Source organism: Streptosporangium heterodermiicola, assembly GCF_051390675.1.
Taxonomy (GTDB): domain Bacteria; phylum Actinomycetota; class Actinomycetes; order Streptosporangiales; family Streptosporangiaceae; genus Streptosporangium.
This window is the reverse complement of the sequence record NZ_JBPJSR010000001.1, coordinates 679096-695316: the sequence shown is the minus strand read 5'-3', so window position 1 is coordinate 695316 and position 16221 is coordinate 679096. Positions and strand designations below refer to the sequence as shown.

Annotated in this window: 10 protein-coding genes; 4 read left to right on the top strand and 6 right to left on the bottom strand. The window is 66.9% G+C overall.

All coding sequences use genetic code 11. The features are described from left to right. Window positions 1–287: 287 nt before the first annotated feature. Window positions 288–1529 carry an IS256 family transposase gene (locus tag ACSC1Q_RS02775; protein ID WP_436757024.1) on the bottom strand — a complete coding sequence of 414 codons (1242 nt, stop codon included), beginning with the start codon at window positions 1527–1529 and terminating at the stop codon, window positions 288–290. Window positions 1530–1897: 368 nt separating this feature from the next. Here ACSC1Q_RS02775 and ACSC1Q_RS02770 point away from each other — a divergent pair, with 368 nt between their 5' ends. From ACSC1Q_RS02770 to ACSC1Q_RS02760, 3 genes are all read left to right on the top strand, one after another. Continuing rightward, window positions 1898–6475 carry a DNRLRE domain-containing protein gene (locus ACSC1Q_RS02770; RefSeq protein ID WP_436757023.1) on the top strand — a complete coding sequence of 1526 codons (4578 nt, stop codon included), beginning with the start codon at window positions 1898–1900 and terminating at the stop codon, window positions 6473–6475. 70 nt (window positions 6476–6545) lie between these two features. Beyond that, window positions 6546–7160, top strand: a complete 615-nt coding sequence (locus ACSC1Q_RS02765; protein ID WP_436757022.1) for a hypothetical protein — start codon at window positions 6546–6548, stop codon at window positions 7158–7160. Between the two features lie 345 nt (window positions 7161–7505). Next, entirely contained in the window at window positions 7506–7733 is a 228-nt protein-coding gene (locus ACSC1Q_RS02760) for a DUF397 domain-containing protein (RefSeq protein WP_436757021.1), read from the top strand. Window positions 7734–7870: 137 nt separating this feature from the next. On the opposite strand, the gene ACSC1Q_RS02755 is transcribed toward ACSC1Q_RS02760, so the two are convergent. Both ACSC1Q_RS02755 and ACSC1Q_RS02750 read right to left on the bottom strand, forming a co-directional pair. Continuing rightward, a complete protein-coding gene (locus tag ACSC1Q_RS02755; protein WP_436757020.1) occupies window positions 7871–8368 on the bottom strand; it encodes a hypothetical protein in 498 nt (165 codons plus the stop codon). Window positions 8369–8893: 525 nt separating this feature from the next. Continuing rightward, on the bottom strand, window positions 8894–10009 hold the full coding sequence (locus ACSC1Q_RS02750) for a MerR family transcriptional regulator (protein ID WP_436757019.1): 1116 nt from the start codon (window positions 10007–10009) through the stop codon (window positions 8894–8896). Window positions 10010–10150: 141 nt separating this feature from the next. On the opposite strand from ACSC1Q_RS02750, the gene ACSC1Q_RS02745 reads away from it, so the two are divergent. Further along, window positions 10151–10573, top strand: coding sequence for a nuclear transport factor 2 family protein (locus tag ACSC1Q_RS02745; RefSeq protein WP_436757018.1), 423 nt, complete (start codon window positions 10151–10153; stop codon window positions 10571–10573). Window positions 10574–10684: 111 nt separating this feature from the next. Here ACSC1Q_RS02745 and ACSC1Q_RS02740 read toward each other — a convergent pair whose 3' ends face one another. The 3 genes from ACSC1Q_RS02740 to ACSC1Q_RS02730 form a co-directional block, all read right to left on the bottom strand. After that, window positions 10685–14029: a P-loop NTPase fold protein gene (locus ACSC1Q_RS02740; protein WP_436757017.1), complete on the bottom strand. Its 3345-nt coding sequence runs from the start codon at window positions 14027–14029 to the stop codon at window positions 10685–10687. Between the two features lie 283 nt (window positions 14030–14312). Then, window positions 14313–15110: an ABC transporter ATP-binding protein gene (locus ACSC1Q_RS02735; protein ID WP_436757016.1), complete on the bottom strand. Its 798-nt coding sequence runs from the start codon at window positions 15108–15110 to the stop codon at window positions 14313–14315. 67 nt (window positions 15111–15177) lie between these two features. Further along, on the bottom strand, window positions 15178–16212 hold the full coding sequence (locus ACSC1Q_RS02730) for a taurine ABC transporter substrate-binding protein (protein ID WP_436757015.1): 1035 nt from the start codon (window positions 16210–16212) through the stop codon (window positions 15178–15180). Window positions 16213–16221 lie beyond the last annotated feature (9 nt).

Here is a 16221-nt window from a genome sequence, read left to right as displayed (position 1 = left end):
TACGACTCTCGCTCGTCAAGATCCGCCGGATCCTGCCCCCGGCTGTCCATCTCGGCGGCCAACGCCGTCGATCGCATTTTGGCCCGCGGACTTCCGGCGGCTCCACCAGACTCGTGCCCTGATCAGTCACTGTCGGCGGCGCGGCGATCCCTCCCAGCAGAGATTATGAATGTAGTGCTGAGGAGTACTCACCGAACACTACTCATCCCATATCGCCGCATCGGGCTACGGTCACGTCCAGCGAAGTGGTGTATGAGTTGACCTTCGTGTGAGCCTGTTTCTGCAGGTTAAGCGGTAAGTGTCTGCGGGATCGGGTTCTGCTGCGGTGTGTCGCTGACGATGACGCGCATCCGGATTTTGGCCAGGACGTCCAGGCCCATGTAGCGGCGGGCCTCGGTCCACTCATCGCTCTGCTCGGCCAAAACCGCACCGACAAGACGGACGATCGAGGGCCGGTCGGGGAAGATGCCCACCACGTCGGTGCGGCGGCGGATCTCCTTGTTCAACCGCTCCTGAGGGTTGTTCGACCAGATCTGCCTCCAGACCTCTCGCGGGAAGGCGGCGAAGGCCAGGAGTTCGTCGCGGGCCGCGTCCAGACGCTCACACGCGGCCGGATACTTGGCCTCCAAGGCGTCGATCACCCAGGTGTGCTGGGTGCGCACCGCTTCGCTGGTGGGCTGGTCGAAGATGGTACGCATCAAGGTCGCCACCCACGGCTGCGCGCTCTTGGGCACCCGGGTCAGCAGATTACGCAGGTAATGCGTGCGACAACGCTGCCAGGACACGCCCGCCAGCGTCGCGCCGACCGCCGCCACCAGCCCGGCGTGGGCATCGGAGATGACCAGTTGAACGCCTGACAGGCCACGAGCGACCAGACTGCGCAGGAACGTCAGCCAGCCCGCGCCGTCCTCGGCCGAGGTCACCTCCACCCCCAAGATCTCCCGGGTGCCGTTGGCGTTGACCGCGGTGGCCACCAGCACGTGCACGTTTATGATCCGCCCGCCCTCGCGGACCTTCTGCGTCAACGTGTCCAGCCACACAAACGCATACGGTCCCGCGTCCAACGCGCGGGTGCGAAAGGTCTCCACCTGGGTGTCGAGAACCTTGGCCATCTGGCTGACCTGGCTTTTGGAGATGTGCTTGATGCCGAGTTGTTCGACCAGCTTGTCCACCCGCCGGGTGGAGACCCCCAGCAAGTAGGAGGTGGCCACCACGCTGATCAGGGCCTGTTCGGCCCGTCGCCTGCGCTCCAGCAGCCAATCGGGGAAGTAAGAACCCGAGCGCAGCTTCGGGATCGCGAGCTCCACGGTGCTGGCGCGGGTGTCCCACTCGCGGGAGCGGTATCCGTTGCGCCGGTTGGTGCGCTCGTCGCTGCGCATGCCGTACTCGGCGCCGCACACCCCGTCGGCCTCGGCCGCCATCAACGTCTCGGCCATGGTCTTCACCATGGATCGCAACAGATCCGGATCGCCCTGCCGGATCTGCTCCGCCAGCCACGCGGCTGGGTCCACACTGTCGGGTACGGCCATCGCTCTGTGCTCCTTCGTTCTTGGTTTAGCGACCTGAAGGATCACGCGATGGCCGTCCTCATTTCACGGCGCCACGCCCACTACCAGGGGAAACTCTTACACCACCTCCGTGAACGCAACCCTCGGCACGCCTGCAAATCGCTTGTTCGGAGAAAAGCTGGGCGTCTTATTCGTCGGCCTGGTTCGGCCGGTATGGCGCGCTCACTTCCGGTTCCGCACACCCTGGTGCTCACGGACCTCACCTTTCTCGTCACCGAAAAATATCTTTACTTAAATACGTAAAAATGTGATGATCATTCCGTTTTGTCGACTCTGTTCGAAAGGCTGGAGTGAACACATCACGAACACCGTCCGACTTATCCAGTCGGATGCATCGCTGGACTGTCCTGGTCGCGATTCTGACGCTTCCGCTCTCGCTGATGAGTGCCCCTGCGATCGCCCAGGATCCCCTACCCGCTACCCCTGCAACGTCGCCGCCCAGCGCACCCGCCACCCCCACCGGCAAAGCAATGGCGCAAGCCAAGAAAGACAACCGGCGTGTTGAGATCGAGTCGCTGCACTCGGAAAGCGCCACGTACTACGCCAATCCGGATGGCAAAACGCTCCGGATGGAGCTCAGCACCCAGCCGATCCGGGTCAAGAACGCCGACGGCAAGGGCTTCACGCCGATCGACACCACCCTCGTCGAGGTGGACGGCGCCATCAAACCCAAGGCTGCGCACGGCGATCTTGTCCTGTCCACTGGGCAGGACAAGACCCTGCTCAGGAGCCGGTCGGCCGACGCCACGGCGAAGATCAGCACACCGTCGGCCCTGCCCGAGCCTAGGCTGAAGGGCAACACCGCCACCTATCCCGACGCCTACGGCAAGGGCCGCGACCTGGTGGTGACCGCGAACCCGACCGGGTTCCGGCAGCAGATCACCATCGCCGAACGGCCCGTCGGCCCGGTTTCCTTCCGTGTGCCGGTGGAACTGCCGTCGGGTCTGTCGTTCAAGAAGAACACCGCGGGTCGGCCCATCATCGTGGGCAAGGACGGCAAGACGCTGACCGAGGTGCGGCCGACACTGCTGCAGGACGCCACGGCCGCCGACGCGAGCGCCCCGCTCGATGCGGGCAAGATCGGCAGGGCCGCCGTCACTCTCGCCGAGGACGGCAAGACCCTGGTCTTCACGCCGGATGCCGCGTTCTTGGCCGATGTAGCGACGACCTACCCGGTGACGATGGCCGCCGCGGCCTCTGACTGGTACGAAAGCCACACCGGCGTCGGCGCCGGCATGGACGTCTACATCAATGATGTCGACCTCAAGGAGGGCTGGGACACCTTCTCCGATCCCGAGGTCGTGGTCGGCAAATCCTATGCCAGCAGCGTCGCCAAGCGCTGGCGTGGTTACCTCAAGTTCCCCAACATCCCCGCCGAGTTCGCGGGCAGCAAGGTGGACAACGCCGACCTGCACCTGTGGAACCATCTGTCCAACACCTGCGGTACGACGGTCGGTTCCGGCATCACCGCGCGGCAGGTCACCTCCTCCTGGGATGACATGCTGCTGTCTTGGAACAGCCAGCCGTCTGTCATCGGTACGGGCGCGGACACCGAGTACGGCGCCTACAGCGATGACTGTAACTACGCCTGGAACCTGACCCACTCACTCAACGCCATTGTCCAGTCGTGGGTCAACGGTGCCACCAACCACGGCATCCAGCTCACCGCGGGTAACGAATCCGAATTGCGAAACTGGCGGCGCTACGCCTCGGAGGAGGCCGGCGGCTGCAGGACGTCGCCGCTGGAAGACTGCAAGTTCCAGCCCCACCCGCCCATCCTCACCGTCGACTTCAAAACAGCGCCCGTTGAGCCGCTTGGCGCTGTGGGGTGGTTCCAAGAGGGTGATCCGGGAATCGAATCGCGGGAGGACATCGAGCGGGTCAATGCCGATCCGGAAAGTGTTGGCGCAACCCTGGTGGAACCAACGGCGCTGTCCATCACCGATGATCAGGCGATCGAAGCTTACGAGCAATCAGAGGAGGTAGTGGAGGTCCCAGTTGAGGACGTCCTCAAGGACGACCCAAATGCGGACGAGCCAGCGCCTGAGCCTGAGCCTGATACCACATTGCCGCAGGTAATCTCAACCACGCCCAGAGGCGGGGCCACAGGCGTCTACACCAACTCCACCATTGAGATTACATTTAGTGAGGGTGTCACCGGGGCGGTGCTGGCACTCACGGATCCTTCCGGCACGGCAGTGGCTGGTACATCGGTGATGCGGGAGGCTGACAGCGCACTGGTCTTCACACCTACTCAGGCGTTAGCCCGGAGCACAACCTATTCGGCCCAGGTTACCGGGGCGGCGGACAGTTCCGGAAACGCTATGGCGGCACCGTATAGATGGTCCTTCGCCACAGGTGACTCCGCGCCGGTCGAGCACACAATCACGCTGCCGCTAGAGAGCGATCTCTATATCACCAGTGACCTTAATGGCAGTGATCAGGAAAATGTCCTGTGGGCTGGCCGTTACGAAACAGACGGGGACGCCTGGGATGAAGAGGCGTATCTGAAGTTCGACGCCACCCAGATCGCGGGCAAGACCATCAAGGAGGCGAATCTCCGGCTATGGAACAACTCTACCTATGGATGCGGCGATGCCACTTCTTCGATCAAAGCGCAACGCCTTACCGCCAACTGGAGCGCTACGACGATAAACTGGGACAACCGGCCTGACGCGACCGAGGAAGGGCAAGCATTCGCCGACGACGGTGCGGAATGCGAGAAGTACAATGCGCCTTGGGACTGGAACACGACCGAAATCGTCCAGGCGTGGGCTGTAGGACAGTTTAACCGAGGCCTTGTCCTCCGCGGCACAGACCAGTCGGCGGACGCACCGTTGTACGATCGCGGATTCCACTCCTCTGAAGCCTCTGTGGAGTCTTCGAGGCGACCGACCCTCACAGTCACCTACATCGGTGAAGATGGCCCTCTGCCAGGGGATGACACGATACCTCCGTCGGTGTTGGACGTAACACCACAGGATGGTGCCGAAAATGCACCGCTGGATACCCCCATCTCCGTACGTTTCAGCGAGCCGGTTGCCGAGGCGACGCTGACACTGACGGAAGCCTGGTTCGAAGGAGAAGTTTCTGGCCAGACGAGCTTCAATGCTGATCGGACTGTCCTGACATTCGTCCCTGATGAACCACTCACTGGCTTCTACTACGTCGCCGCACTGACTGGTGTCGAGGACAACGCTGGCAATGCGATGCCCGACTACAACTGGTCTTGGTTTTCGGTTGAATGGAGCAGCACCAGGGCTGGTGTCGATTCGTCGAGCACACAACCCAAAGTTGAGAATCTCCGGACACGTACACCCAAGACCGTGACCAATTCAACGCCTTCCTATCTCATGGCCAATGTACGCGGCTCGCGTCATCGTTCCCTTTCGGTTACCTTCGAGGCAGTTCAAGTTTCGGCTCCAGTGGCCGGTGCGCGTACACCTATATGGAGCGCTACTGTCAAGGGTGTGGCATCAGGAAATATCGCAAGCGTATCGATACCGACCGACAAACTCGCCCACGCCGAAGCGGTGCAATGGCGGGCACGCGCGACCGCGGGTGGCATCGCAGGACCATGGTCCGAGTGGGAAAGATTGGCGACAGTTCGCTCGTCTTCAAAATACGGTGCCACTGCGAACAGTGCCGTCTCCGCCTACCCGCCGGCCGATGATCCTCCTGCGCCGGCATCCAGTACCTTCGAACGTTTGACGCCACAAAAATGCGCCGAACGTAAGGAACTGGCAGGGAGAGGCATTGGGTGGATTTCTAACCACTTCTCTTGGTGCCAGATGGGCCGCGTAGAAGCCGCTGTCGACCAGGGAATGAAGTTTGCCCGGTACAGGGCCGATATCATGCTGATTGGTTATACGTTCAACGGGAAGGGAGACCGCAAGAAGCCGGGTGAAACATCGCGCGACCTGGTGGTAGAAGCTTATCTTTACAACCATGATGTTTATGACAGTACCGGTACTGTTAATCCGAGCGCCAGGACGATGGTGCTGAACATGAGTATCGGCAACTACCCTCGCTGTGAAAATGTAACCTCTTGGAACGGCCAAGCCGTTTCGAATCAGAAGTCCGCTCTTATCGGTTCCTGGGTGAATAACGGGCGCGCTACCTTCCGGTTCAAGTGCGATCCGCTTAAGGCATCGAACAAGCGGATCATCAGATGGTCAAAGGTGAACAGTGAGGGCAACACGCGCGAAGAGGTAGATAACAACGATCGCGTGTCTTACGGGACCTTCAGGGCCTGGGCTAATTTCCCGAACTGGCCTAGTACGCAGTACAAGTACGTGATGTCCAACAAGGATGTCCAGGGATTCAAGGGAAATACAATAAGATGTGACACTGCTTCGGGTACAAGATATTCGACCGGTGGCTGCATCTTCCATACAACCAAGGCTGCAATCAAGTGGAAATATACAGCGTCGGCGAAAAAACGGACGTTGTATATGAAGCAGGCTTATCAGCACTACTGGAACGCCTGTAAGGACCCGGCGGAAACGTATCCGAATAACCCAAACAAGATCATCAGAGGATGTGACGTGCTGGGGTCTGGCGACCCGGCTGAACGGAGATATATACAGAAAGTTTTCTCGACGGAGGCTGATGCAAATCACAATCAAACGGGAAGTTTTTGCGCCAGCATCTGGGGCGGGGACTACACTGAAGGCGGAAGGGACTGCGACGAATACCCGTTCGCTTCGACTCGCGAACAAACCAGGGGTCGAATAGATGGAGACTATTCCGTCTGTCCTATCCTGAAGACCCACAATTCTGACGCGGGCACGGCCCTTCAGGAATTTTATCAAAAAGACAGGGTGATCGCGGGGGATTACTTCACCAACAGATTTGGGGAGGCGGAAGATCCGCAGTCCAGAGAAGAGCTCTGTGGCGAACCATAGACCATAGAGTATGTAAGTGGTAAGGTGTGGGGCCGGTCGGCCCCACACCTTACCACTTAACAGGTGCAATATGAATGCGCGCGAATTACTTGCTCACTACGAATCCCTCCTCGTTGCGGAAGAGTGGATTCTATGGAATCCGGTGACCTGGACGGTTGTCGAACCGATGACTGTCCCTCAGTCCATTGAGCAGATTGGGGGAAAGATTTCGGGCGTACACGACTTTCACCTCGAAGAAATTCACTTAAAAGAGGGGATGGAGGTGGAAGATCCGGAAGCGCCTACGCTGTTTATCGACTCTTTTGAGGATAAATATTTTTTCTTCGATACCTACGATCTCACCGGTACGCAGGATCAGCTGATCCGTCTTCTAGGTGAGGATTTCTACATCTGGGGCCTGCACGTCAAGGCCGGAACAGAGCGGTACCGCTTCGTCCACACTGTGGACGGGCAGGTTCATATGAATTCGTCCGATATTCTTCGTGTCGGTAAATCGGAGAATGAGACAAGCCTTGCCGAGGGTTTGGTGGAAATTCGCTCCGCTTGGCGAGATAAGCCGAACTCTTTTGTGGTATCGGCGGCATTTTCCCTCATCTCCTTGTTGAGTGGTGCAGTTTTGGATGAGGGCTGGCTTAACGGTAGGCGGAACGCTTTCGTAACGGAAAATATAAGATATAAAGAATGAGAAGCGGTAGCCATTCATTCTTGGGCGACCTGTGCAACACGGTGGTTCTGAAGAACGGCGATGGCCTTGCAGAGGTGGCCGGCCTTGCTCGGGCTGCAACGTAGCTTGCGGAGGATCTTCCAGCCTTTCGGCTGAGCGTTCGCGCCTTCGCGGGGTTCGCGAAGGCGGGCGTAGGAGCGGTTGGTCTGCTTCTGAGAGGCGGGCTTGTCTCTGTCTCTGTACGAGGTGATGAGCGGATCTTCGGCCCCCTGATAGCCAGCGTGACGATCCCGGCCCGCTCCAGCTCACGCAAAATGTCCCAGATGAGGTCGGTCATGTCGGACGAGCAAGAGGGAGGAGTACGTGATGATCACCCCCGAGGAGCCGGCTGGTGTGGCCTGGCATATCAGAGCCAAGAGTGCCGACAGTAACGGTCAGTGTGTCGAGGCCGGTCCGTTGGCCGATGGCAGTGGGCGGGTGGCCGTACGGCGCAGCCGTCGTCCCGAGGCCGAGGTGATCGTCTACACCCGGGCCGAGTGGGAGGCGTTCGTCGGTGGGGTCAAGGGTGGCGAGTTCGACTTCCCCGCAGGGTGATTGTCTTCATCTTTAATCACTTACGCCTGGTGGGGTGTCGTCAGTATCGATTTGCGCTTGGCAGAGCTTCGAATGCCGACGAGGGCGGATGGCTCCGCGTGGATGAAGGCCAGCCCTTCTCCTCGGAGGCCGGGTGGTCAGTCGGCGATGGTCGGAGTAACCCGCCGGGTGCGCCGGTAGTACGACCAACCGGCGACCGGTAGCGCGATCATCCACACGAGCAGGACGGGCAGGCCGACGAACGCACCGGTCAGGGTGAACGGATCGTCCGGACTCGCCTCGGCGATGGCACGAGGGATCTGCGCGGGCAGGGTGAGCGAGTAACCCACCAGCAGGACCGAGCCCAGGACGGTCGGGGTGAGCGGAAACCAAGGTGGGACCCGGCGTCCGCCCAGCACGGGGATCCACCGGGGATAGACCAGTCCCCAGCCGCTGATCAGACCGAGTGACAGGATTCCACCGAGGACGGCGAGCAGCGTCAGCACCCCGAGGTACATGGCACCCGCGGGGATGCCCAGGACTCCGCCCTCCGGGAAGCCTTCCGTGCCGTGACCTCGGCCGTGATACCAGGCGTCGAAGCTCGCTTCATGGGCCAGGAACGGGATTCCGAGCATCCAGGGGATGTGCAACGGCACGAATCCGAGGATGGGAGCCGCCCACCCCGCCGTTCCGGCGACACGCGCCCAGCGGGGTGGCGGAGGAACTGCTGTTCGCGTCATGGCCGTAGGATCCACGGCGCCGCCTGTGATCAGACTGAGAGACGCTGATGAGTTTCTCAGCCTCGGTCAACCGAGTCACGCTCGGCAGGGCTTTGAACGCTGATGACGGCGGAGTGTGTCCGGGTGCCGACGGCGGCGAAGCCGGGGCGGCGAGATCGAAGGTCCGCGGATCGGTCTCGCCGGAGCGGAGGACGAGCTTGCGCGGATCGACCGGCGGAGCTCGCGGGCGATCGCCCTGGGCGTGCCGGGTCGCGTCGCCGATCCCGTCCACAGCGCCGTGCCCGCTCAACACCGCGTGTGACCGGCGGGCCGTCCACAGTGCCGTGCCCGTTCAGCGCCGCGTGTGACCGGCGGGCCGTCCACAGTGCCGTGCCCGTCCAGCGCCGCGCGTGACCGGCGGGCCGTCCGGGAGCCGCTGCGACGCCGACGCCGCGACGCGGTTCAGGCTATGAGCAGGCGGAGGCCGAGATCCGCCGCGTCGAGACCGGCGAGGTCGCTGTTGCGCTCGGCCCACCGGCCGGAGTCGAGGTCGTCGCCGAGGCTTCGCACCGCCCGCCGCTCAGTCTCCGGCCCGACCCTCGTCCACACCGACATCGCACGGCGCACGTGATCCTCCAGATACGCCGCCGGTCGGCGCCAGTACGCCTCGAACAGGCCGTCGGCACAGTCCCACGGGATGGGCACCGGCTCGGCGCGGGCGCCGATCGCGTCGGCCATCCCTGCGAGCGAGGGAAACTCCGCGAGGACGGCGGCGAACTCGGGCAGGTAGTCGCGGGTGAGCCAGAACCGGTCCTGCCATCCGGGCTCGTCGGTGTCGAACGTGAGCACCACCACGCGGTGGGCCACGCGCCGCATCTCGCGCAGCCCCGCTATCGGGTCCCCCCAGTGGTGGACGGTGGAGACGGCCATCGCGACGTCGAAGGACCGGTTTTCGAACGGCAGGCTCTCCGCGGCGGCGGCCACGCACGGCGCCGAGCCGGCAGGCCGCTGTCCCCGCATGACCGCCGACGGCTCCACCGCGGTCACGTCGCGATCGGCGGGCTCGTAGGAGCCGGTGCCGGCCCCGACGTTCAGCACCGTCCGCGCGTCCCCGAGCGCGTCCCAGATCTGCGTGGCGATCCGTGGCTCGGTACTCCGTGTCGCGGTGTAGGCGCCGCCGATCGCGTCGTACAGCCGTGCGCCGAGCATCTCCAGTTGCTCCTCCGGTGTCACCTTCAGTCCCTTCGCCCGTGCCTTGAGTTCCCTGTCGATGGCCGCCACCATGGCGTCGGCGCGATCACGCCGCTCCAGCAGCAGGCCGCGCAGCCGGCGCAGGTGCGCGACCGCGTCGGTGGACGGGTCGCCGACCAGTTCCGCGACCTCCCGCAGCCCGAAGCCCAACCGCCGATAGGCCAGCACCTCCCGCAGCCGCTCCACGTCGCCCGCCGAGTAGGCCCGGTACCCGGCCGCGGTCCGCGCCGACGGCCGAACGAGCCCGACCTCGTCGTAGTGATGCAGCGTACGGACGCTCACACCGGCCAGTTCGGCCACATGTCCCACGGTCCAGTGTTCCTCCACGGCACCGACTATGCCGCCTGACGCCACGTGAGGGTCAAGAACCCCGCTCACGGCGGCACGACCTCGGTGCGGGTCTCCGCGGGTCCCGTCATACCTCGGCGGTAATCGACGGGCGGCGTCCGGAACCGAGAGGCTTGCGGCATGAGTGATGGAACCCGTGACACCGTGGAAGAACTGTTGCGCCGGATGGCCGAGGGCGATCACGACCGTACGGCGGAGTTGTTCGCCGAGCCGGTCGACTGGGGGCTCGCCTGGCCCGCCGAGGGGCATCCGGCGGTGCCGTGGATTCGCCCCAGGTCCGGCCGGGCCGACGTGGCGGACCACTTCCGGTCGCTGGAGGCCCACCACGTGCCCGAGCTGAACGGCACGTCGGTGGCGCGGATCCTGGTCGACGGGGCGGACGCCGTCGTGCTGGGGGAGATCGCACAGACGGTACGGGACGGCGGGACCGCGTACACCTCACCGTTCGCGCTGCACCTCACCGTCGAGGACGGGCTCGTCACCCGCTTCCACATCTACGAGGACAGCCTCACGGTCGCACGGGCCCTCAGCGCTCGGGCGTGACCGCCAAGGGCCCCGTTTCGCCGATGCGATAACCGAGGAACGGGCTTACGTTCCGCGCCTCGACGAGCTTGGGCTCCCGACCGCGCGTTCGCGGAGCCGTAGGACGAGGGCTCACAGGAGATAGCGGGCCAGGTCGGCGATGGGGTGGGGGCCGGAGAGGAGGTCGCGCAGGGCGTCCAGGTGGGGGCCGCCGGGGGTGTGGTGGGCGGTGAGGCCGGTGTCGTGGACGGCCCGCTCCCAGTTCCCGTCGTCGTTCGCGGCCTCCTCCAGCCGCCGCAGCACGCTCGCCCCGTCCGTCTCCCCGGCCAGCAGCGTCAGCAGGTGCGGCCACTGGACGGCGAGCGCCGCGAGCTTGGCGACCTCGCCGTCCGAGGCGGGGGCCGCCCCGGCGAGGGCGCGGCGGTAGGTCAGGAACGAGTAGAAGCGGAACACGTTCACGTACCGCTTGATCTCGCGCGGGTTGAAGAACGTGAGGGCCGGGAGCACGAACTCGATCGCCCGGTAGGCGTTCTCGTCGCTGTAGAGGTCGTCGAAGACCCGGTCGGCGGCCTCGCGGGTCGCCGCGCAGAGGCCGCCGACGGCGTCGGAGCACTCGATGCCCAGGGCGTCCTGCGCGAGCCGCGCCGCCTCGTCGAGGGTCGTCGTGGTCGGGCGCAGCGCCCAGATGGCGTCCTGCAACCGGCTCACCTGCACCGGGTCCGGCGGTTCCGCCGCCCGCGATCCGGGGGCGGGCGTCTCCACCGGCGTTCGCGGGCCGAATCCCTGCAGCTCCATCGTCGCCCGCAGCCCGAGCCCCGGTGTCTCGACCGGTGTCCGTAACCTGGGCACCGGTGCCCGCAGTCCCGGCACGGCCGCTCCCGGTGGCGTGGTGGTGCCGGGGAGTCCCGGTGTGACCGCGCCGAGCGAGGAGGGCCGTGCGGGAGGCAGGGGACCGCGCGAACGCGGCCCGGCCGGATCCGGTGGCGGGTCGAGCCGTTCCAGGGCGGCTGGGAGACCCGCCGGACGCGGTCCGGCCGGATTCGGTGTCCGGGTGGTCTCTGGGTCCCGCGGTCGCGCGTTCCCCATGTCCGCGGGAACGGCGGAGGCGCCCGCGCGTACGTCGGGAACGGTCGCGGGCCGCGCGACGTCGGACACGCCCAGCAGGGCCCGTACGAAGGCGGGCAGCCGGTCGGCGTCGTCCAGCAGCGGCACGCTCAGCGGGAGCTGCACGATCTTCTCCAGGAACCGCCAGCCCAGCCCGGACCGCCCGCCGCCCGGCAGCGTCCCGGCCAGTTCCGGGTAGGCGGCCTCGACGTGCGCCACGACCACCTCCGGTTCCATGGCCAGCACGAACACGCAGTTGGGGAACTCCCCGGCGAGGAACAGGTTGATCGCCTCGATGACCTGCGCCACCGTTCCCGGCGAGCAGCGGTCCAGGTCGTCCACGAACACCACCAGCGGGCGCTCCCCGGTGGCGACGAGGTCGAGGACCTGCCGCATGTCGGTCTGCACCAGGTGCAGGAAACCGGTCCTGGACCGGTACCCGGGGGCGGGCGCGACCTCGTTGGCGAACCCGTCGGCCGCGCCGGGGCCGAGCAGGTCGGGCTGGGTGACCAGGCCGCGGAACGCGTTGTCCGCCGACTCCCCGAAGAACCGCGCCAGCCGTACGGCGCCCGCGCCCACCACCAGCGCGGACCCGGCGGAGCCGACGGCCGCCGCGGCGTTCCCCAGGAGGGCGCCGAGCGCGGGCAGCAGCGCGGCGGCGGCCAGCAGCGCCCCGGTGAGGACGACGGTGGCGACCAGGCCGAGGGCCACCGGCGCCAGGCGGGTCATCGCCAGGTGGTACGCGCGCCTGCGGACCGCCTCCCGGTCGATCCTGGACAGGTTCAGTTCCAGCCAGAACCGTTCCCGCTCGGCGCGGGGCAGCCGCCGGGTGACCTGGGTGATGATCTCGTGGGCCAGCCCGGCCCAGACCTGCTCGCCGCTCTGGTACATCCACGGGTTGAACCAGACCGTGGGCCGCCAGTCCGCCCGCCGCAACGGGAGCGGGCCCGGCTCGGCCCGCCCGGCGTTCTCCCTGGGGCGCCGTCCCGTCCTGGCGAGCACCTCGGCGTTGGTCAGCGTCCGCTCCGCGCGGGAGCCGGGCAGGTGGATCGGGGCGGGGTCGTCCCCGGCGGCACCGGGGTCCAGCAGGTCCTGGATCATCCGCATCAGCGAGGTCTTGCCCGCGCCCCAGGGGCCCTTGACGCCGATCGTGAGCGGGGGCCGGGTCTCGGGGTGGCGGACGAACGCGGCGATGGCCTCGGCGTAGACGCGGTGCCCGAGCTGGTCCTCGGTGGTCCACCGGTCGGCGGTGAGCCTGGCCCTGGGCCGTACCGTCCGCAGCCCGGCCCGGCGGCGGCGCAGCAGCGCCGAGGTCTGCGCCCGCTCGGCCGCCGACAGCCGCGAGTGGCCGAAGGTCCGCACGTCCGGGTGGACGAACGTGGTCGTCTCGCCCAGCAGGCCCCAGTGCCTCAGCTCGGCGGCGTCGCCGAGGATCTCGTCGATCGGCTCGTCCTCGTCGAGCAGGGCCGCCCTGCGCAGGATCTCCCTGGCGGGCTCGCTCAGGTGCAGCTCGTAGACGCGCCGGACGATCTCGACCCCGCAGGCGGGCGGGGCGTGGTCGCCGAGCCGCGCCAGGACGCGGGCGAAGGCGGCGTGCGGCACGGCGGCGGTGTCTCTCGCCGGGGTCAGCGCGACCCCCGCGACGGCCCCGTAAGAGATCAGGATGGGGGTCCGGGCGGCCGAGGCCGCCGCGTAGCGGGCGAGCGCGTAGGCGTGCAGGTCCCCGACGCTGACCGTCCCGTCACCGTCGAGGTCCGCGGCCCGCGTCGTGAGGCCCTCCGCGATGACGTCGGTCAGCGTGCGCACCGGGCCGGGTACGGTCTCGTCGAGCCGCAGCGTGAGGGTGAGGGCCGCCGCGGCCACCCTCGGCTCCCCGGCCACGGCGAGCTGCCTGACCGGCTCCGCGGAGCCGTCCAGGGCGCTCCAGCCGAAGTCGACGATCATCAGTACGGCGGCCGCCAGCGACTCGCCGACCTGCCGGCCGAACGCGCCGATCATCGACCCCAGCTGTCCCGAGGTCCAGCCGCCGTCGGCGGGCAGCCGGATCACCAGCAGGTCGCCCTCCCGCGCCGAGCGCAGCAGGTTCCACACGCGCTCGCCGTCCGCGTCCGCCCCCTCGCTGGTCTCGGCGTCGACGGTGAACCCCTCGGCGCGCAGCGCGCCCGCCAGCCGCGCGTCCGGCCGGGCGGCGGGGGTGCCCGCGTCCGGCGGGGTCGAGGGCGTTGGTGAGTGCGGGGACGAGGACAGGACGGGTGGTGGGGTCGAGGGGTGGGGAGTGGTCGGGGAAGAGTCGAGGAAGACGAGAGCTCGGCGGGTGCCCACGTGGGGCGTGGTCTCGAAGACTGGATTCGCGAACGCGAGTCCCTCGCTCAACGGTCCTCCCGATCTGACGGCGGTCATTCCACTGTGGACGCGTCAGACGGGACAGATGGCGATCTTGGCGATAGGTCGACCTGTTTTGACGGATGTTTGCTCGCCGGTTTCCGCAAAGTTTGCGACGGGGAACGCCGGAGGCGTCACCGGCCCCTTCCACCGCCGGCCGGCGCGCCTTCCCCGGTGACCTCCGTCGGCTCCTCCCGCCGCCGATCGACGAGCCTCCGTGACGACTTCCGTCAGTTCCCCCGCCGTCGGCAGACGAGTCTCCACGACGAGTTCGTCAGCCTCGCCCGCCGGCCGACGCGGCCTCCCTGACGACCTCCGTGAGCTCCTCGCGCAGCCCGGTGAAGAGCGGGTCGGTGCGGGGATGGTCGCCGTACGGGAGGCCGGAGCCGCGGTCGAGGACCACCCGGCCCGGCCTGCCGCTCAGCGCGAGCACGCGGGTGCCGAGGTAGACGGCCTCGTCCACGCTGTGGGTGATGAACACCACCGTCGTGCCCGCCCGCCGCCACAGCTCGCGGACCTCCTCCTGCATGCGTTCCCTCGTGAAGGCGTCCAGGGCGGCGAACGGCTCGTCCATCAGCAGCAGCGCGGGGCCGGGGGCGAGGGCGCGGGCGATCGCCGCGCGCTGCTGCATGCCCCCCGACAGCTCGTACGGCCTGGCCCTGGCGACGTCGGCCAGCCCGGTCAGCTCAAGCAGCTCGGCCACCCGCTCGCGCCGCGCGGCCCTGGGCAGGCCGCGCAGCCCGAAACCGACGTTCCCCTCGACCGAGAGCCAGGGGAAGAGCCGGTGCTGCTGGAACACGTACCCCCTGGCCGGGTCGGGGCCCGACACCGGCTCGCCGGAGGCCGTGATGGTTCCCGCCGATGGCGCGGTGAAGCCCGCCACCAGCCGCAGCAGCGTGCTCTTGCCGCACCCCGAGGGGCCCACGACCGTGACGAACTCCCCGGCGGCGATCTCCAGGTCGATCGGGCCGAGCGCGTCGACCGTCCCGGCGCGCCCCCGGTAGGAGTGCGCCACCCCGGCGAGCGCCAACGCCGTGTCCCGGGCTCCGGCCTCGCGAGGTTCCGTGCTCACGTCTCCCGTGGCCCCGGGGGCCGCACCCGCGCGGGCCGGGCCGGGACCCGTGCCCGCGCGGGTGGTCTCAGCTTCCGGCGAAGGCATCCGCGAGCTCCTGCGTGGCCAGGCCCTTCTGGAAGACGCTCAGCTCCGGTACGGCGTCCACCTTCTTCTGGCCCTTGAGGAACTCGGCGGAGCTGTGCAGGTTCTCGGCGAACTTGCCGGGGGCCGAGGGGGTGCCGAGATACTCGGCGGAACGCTGCTCCGTGGCGTCGAGGAGCACGAGCTGGCCGAGCTGGCGCCCGGCCTCCGCCGGGTCGAGGTTGAGCTGGCGGCCGATGGCCGCGGCGGCGGCGTCCTTGTCGCTCCTGGCCAGCTTGACCGCGCGGTCCTGCTGCTGGAGCCAGACGTGCAGCGCCTTCGGGTACTTCTTCGCGAAGTCGTCGCTCACCACCGCGAGGTCGGCGGTGAGCTTGCCCCGCTGGGCCAGCTCGCGGCTGGTGACCAGCGTCGTGCCGCCGTTCTTCTGCAGCTCGGCCAGGGTGGGCGTCCAGACGTAGGCGGCGTCGATGTCACCGCGCTGCCAGGCGGCCTGGATGTCCGGCGGCTCCATGTCGAGGATCTTCACGTCGGCCTCGGACAGCCCGGCCTCGGCGAGCGCGGCGAGCAGGCTGTAGTGGGTGGTCGAGGCGAAGGGGGCCGCGACCCGCTTGCCCGCGAGCCCCTTGACCCCGGTCACGCCGCCCCGGGCGACGAGCGCCTCGTTGTCCCCGATCACGTCGAAGATCCACGGCACCCGGTACGGGATGTCGAGGGGCGCCGACAGGCCCCGGGTGACCGGGCTGCTGCCCGCCAGCCCGATGTCCAGCGACCCGGCGATCATCGCGGTGTTCACGTCGCCGCCCGAGTCGAACTTGCTCCACGTGATCTTGGTGTTCGGCAGCGCCTTCTCCAGCCACTGCTGGTCCTTGACGATCAGGTCGCCGTTGGGAATGAGCTGGTAGCCGATGCGCAGGGTCGCCGGGGAGCCGTCGGCGGCGGGCTTGGCCTCCTCCGTACCGGACCCGCAGGCGGTCAGGGCGAGGGCGGCGGCGGTCAGGACGAGCGCGGCGCGCTTCACGGGTTCATG

What these genes read in the sequence shown, in the direction of transcription:
- ACSC1Q_RS02775 (WP_436757024.1), bottom strand. Translation starts at nt 1,529, where the DNA reads ATGGCCGTACCCGACAGTGTGGACCCAGCCGCGTGGCTGGCGGAGCAG.
- ACSC1Q_RS02770 (WP_436757023.1), top strand. Translation starts at nt 1,898, where the DNA reads ATGCATCGCTGGACTGTCCTGGTCGCGATTCTGACGCTTCCGCTCTCG.
- ACSC1Q_RS02765 (WP_436757022.1), top strand. Translation starts at nt 6,546, where the DNA reads ATGAATGCGCGCGAATTACTTGCTCACTACGAATCCCTCCTCGTTGCG.
- ACSC1Q_RS02760 (WP_436757021.1), top strand. Translation starts at nt 7,506, where the DNA reads ATGATCACCCCCGAGGAGCCGGCTGGTGTGGCCTGGCATATCAGAGCC.
- ACSC1Q_RS02745 (WP_436757018.1), top strand. Translation starts at nt 10,151, where the DNA reads ATGAGTGATGGAACCCGTGACACCGTGGAAGAACTGTTGCGCCGGATG.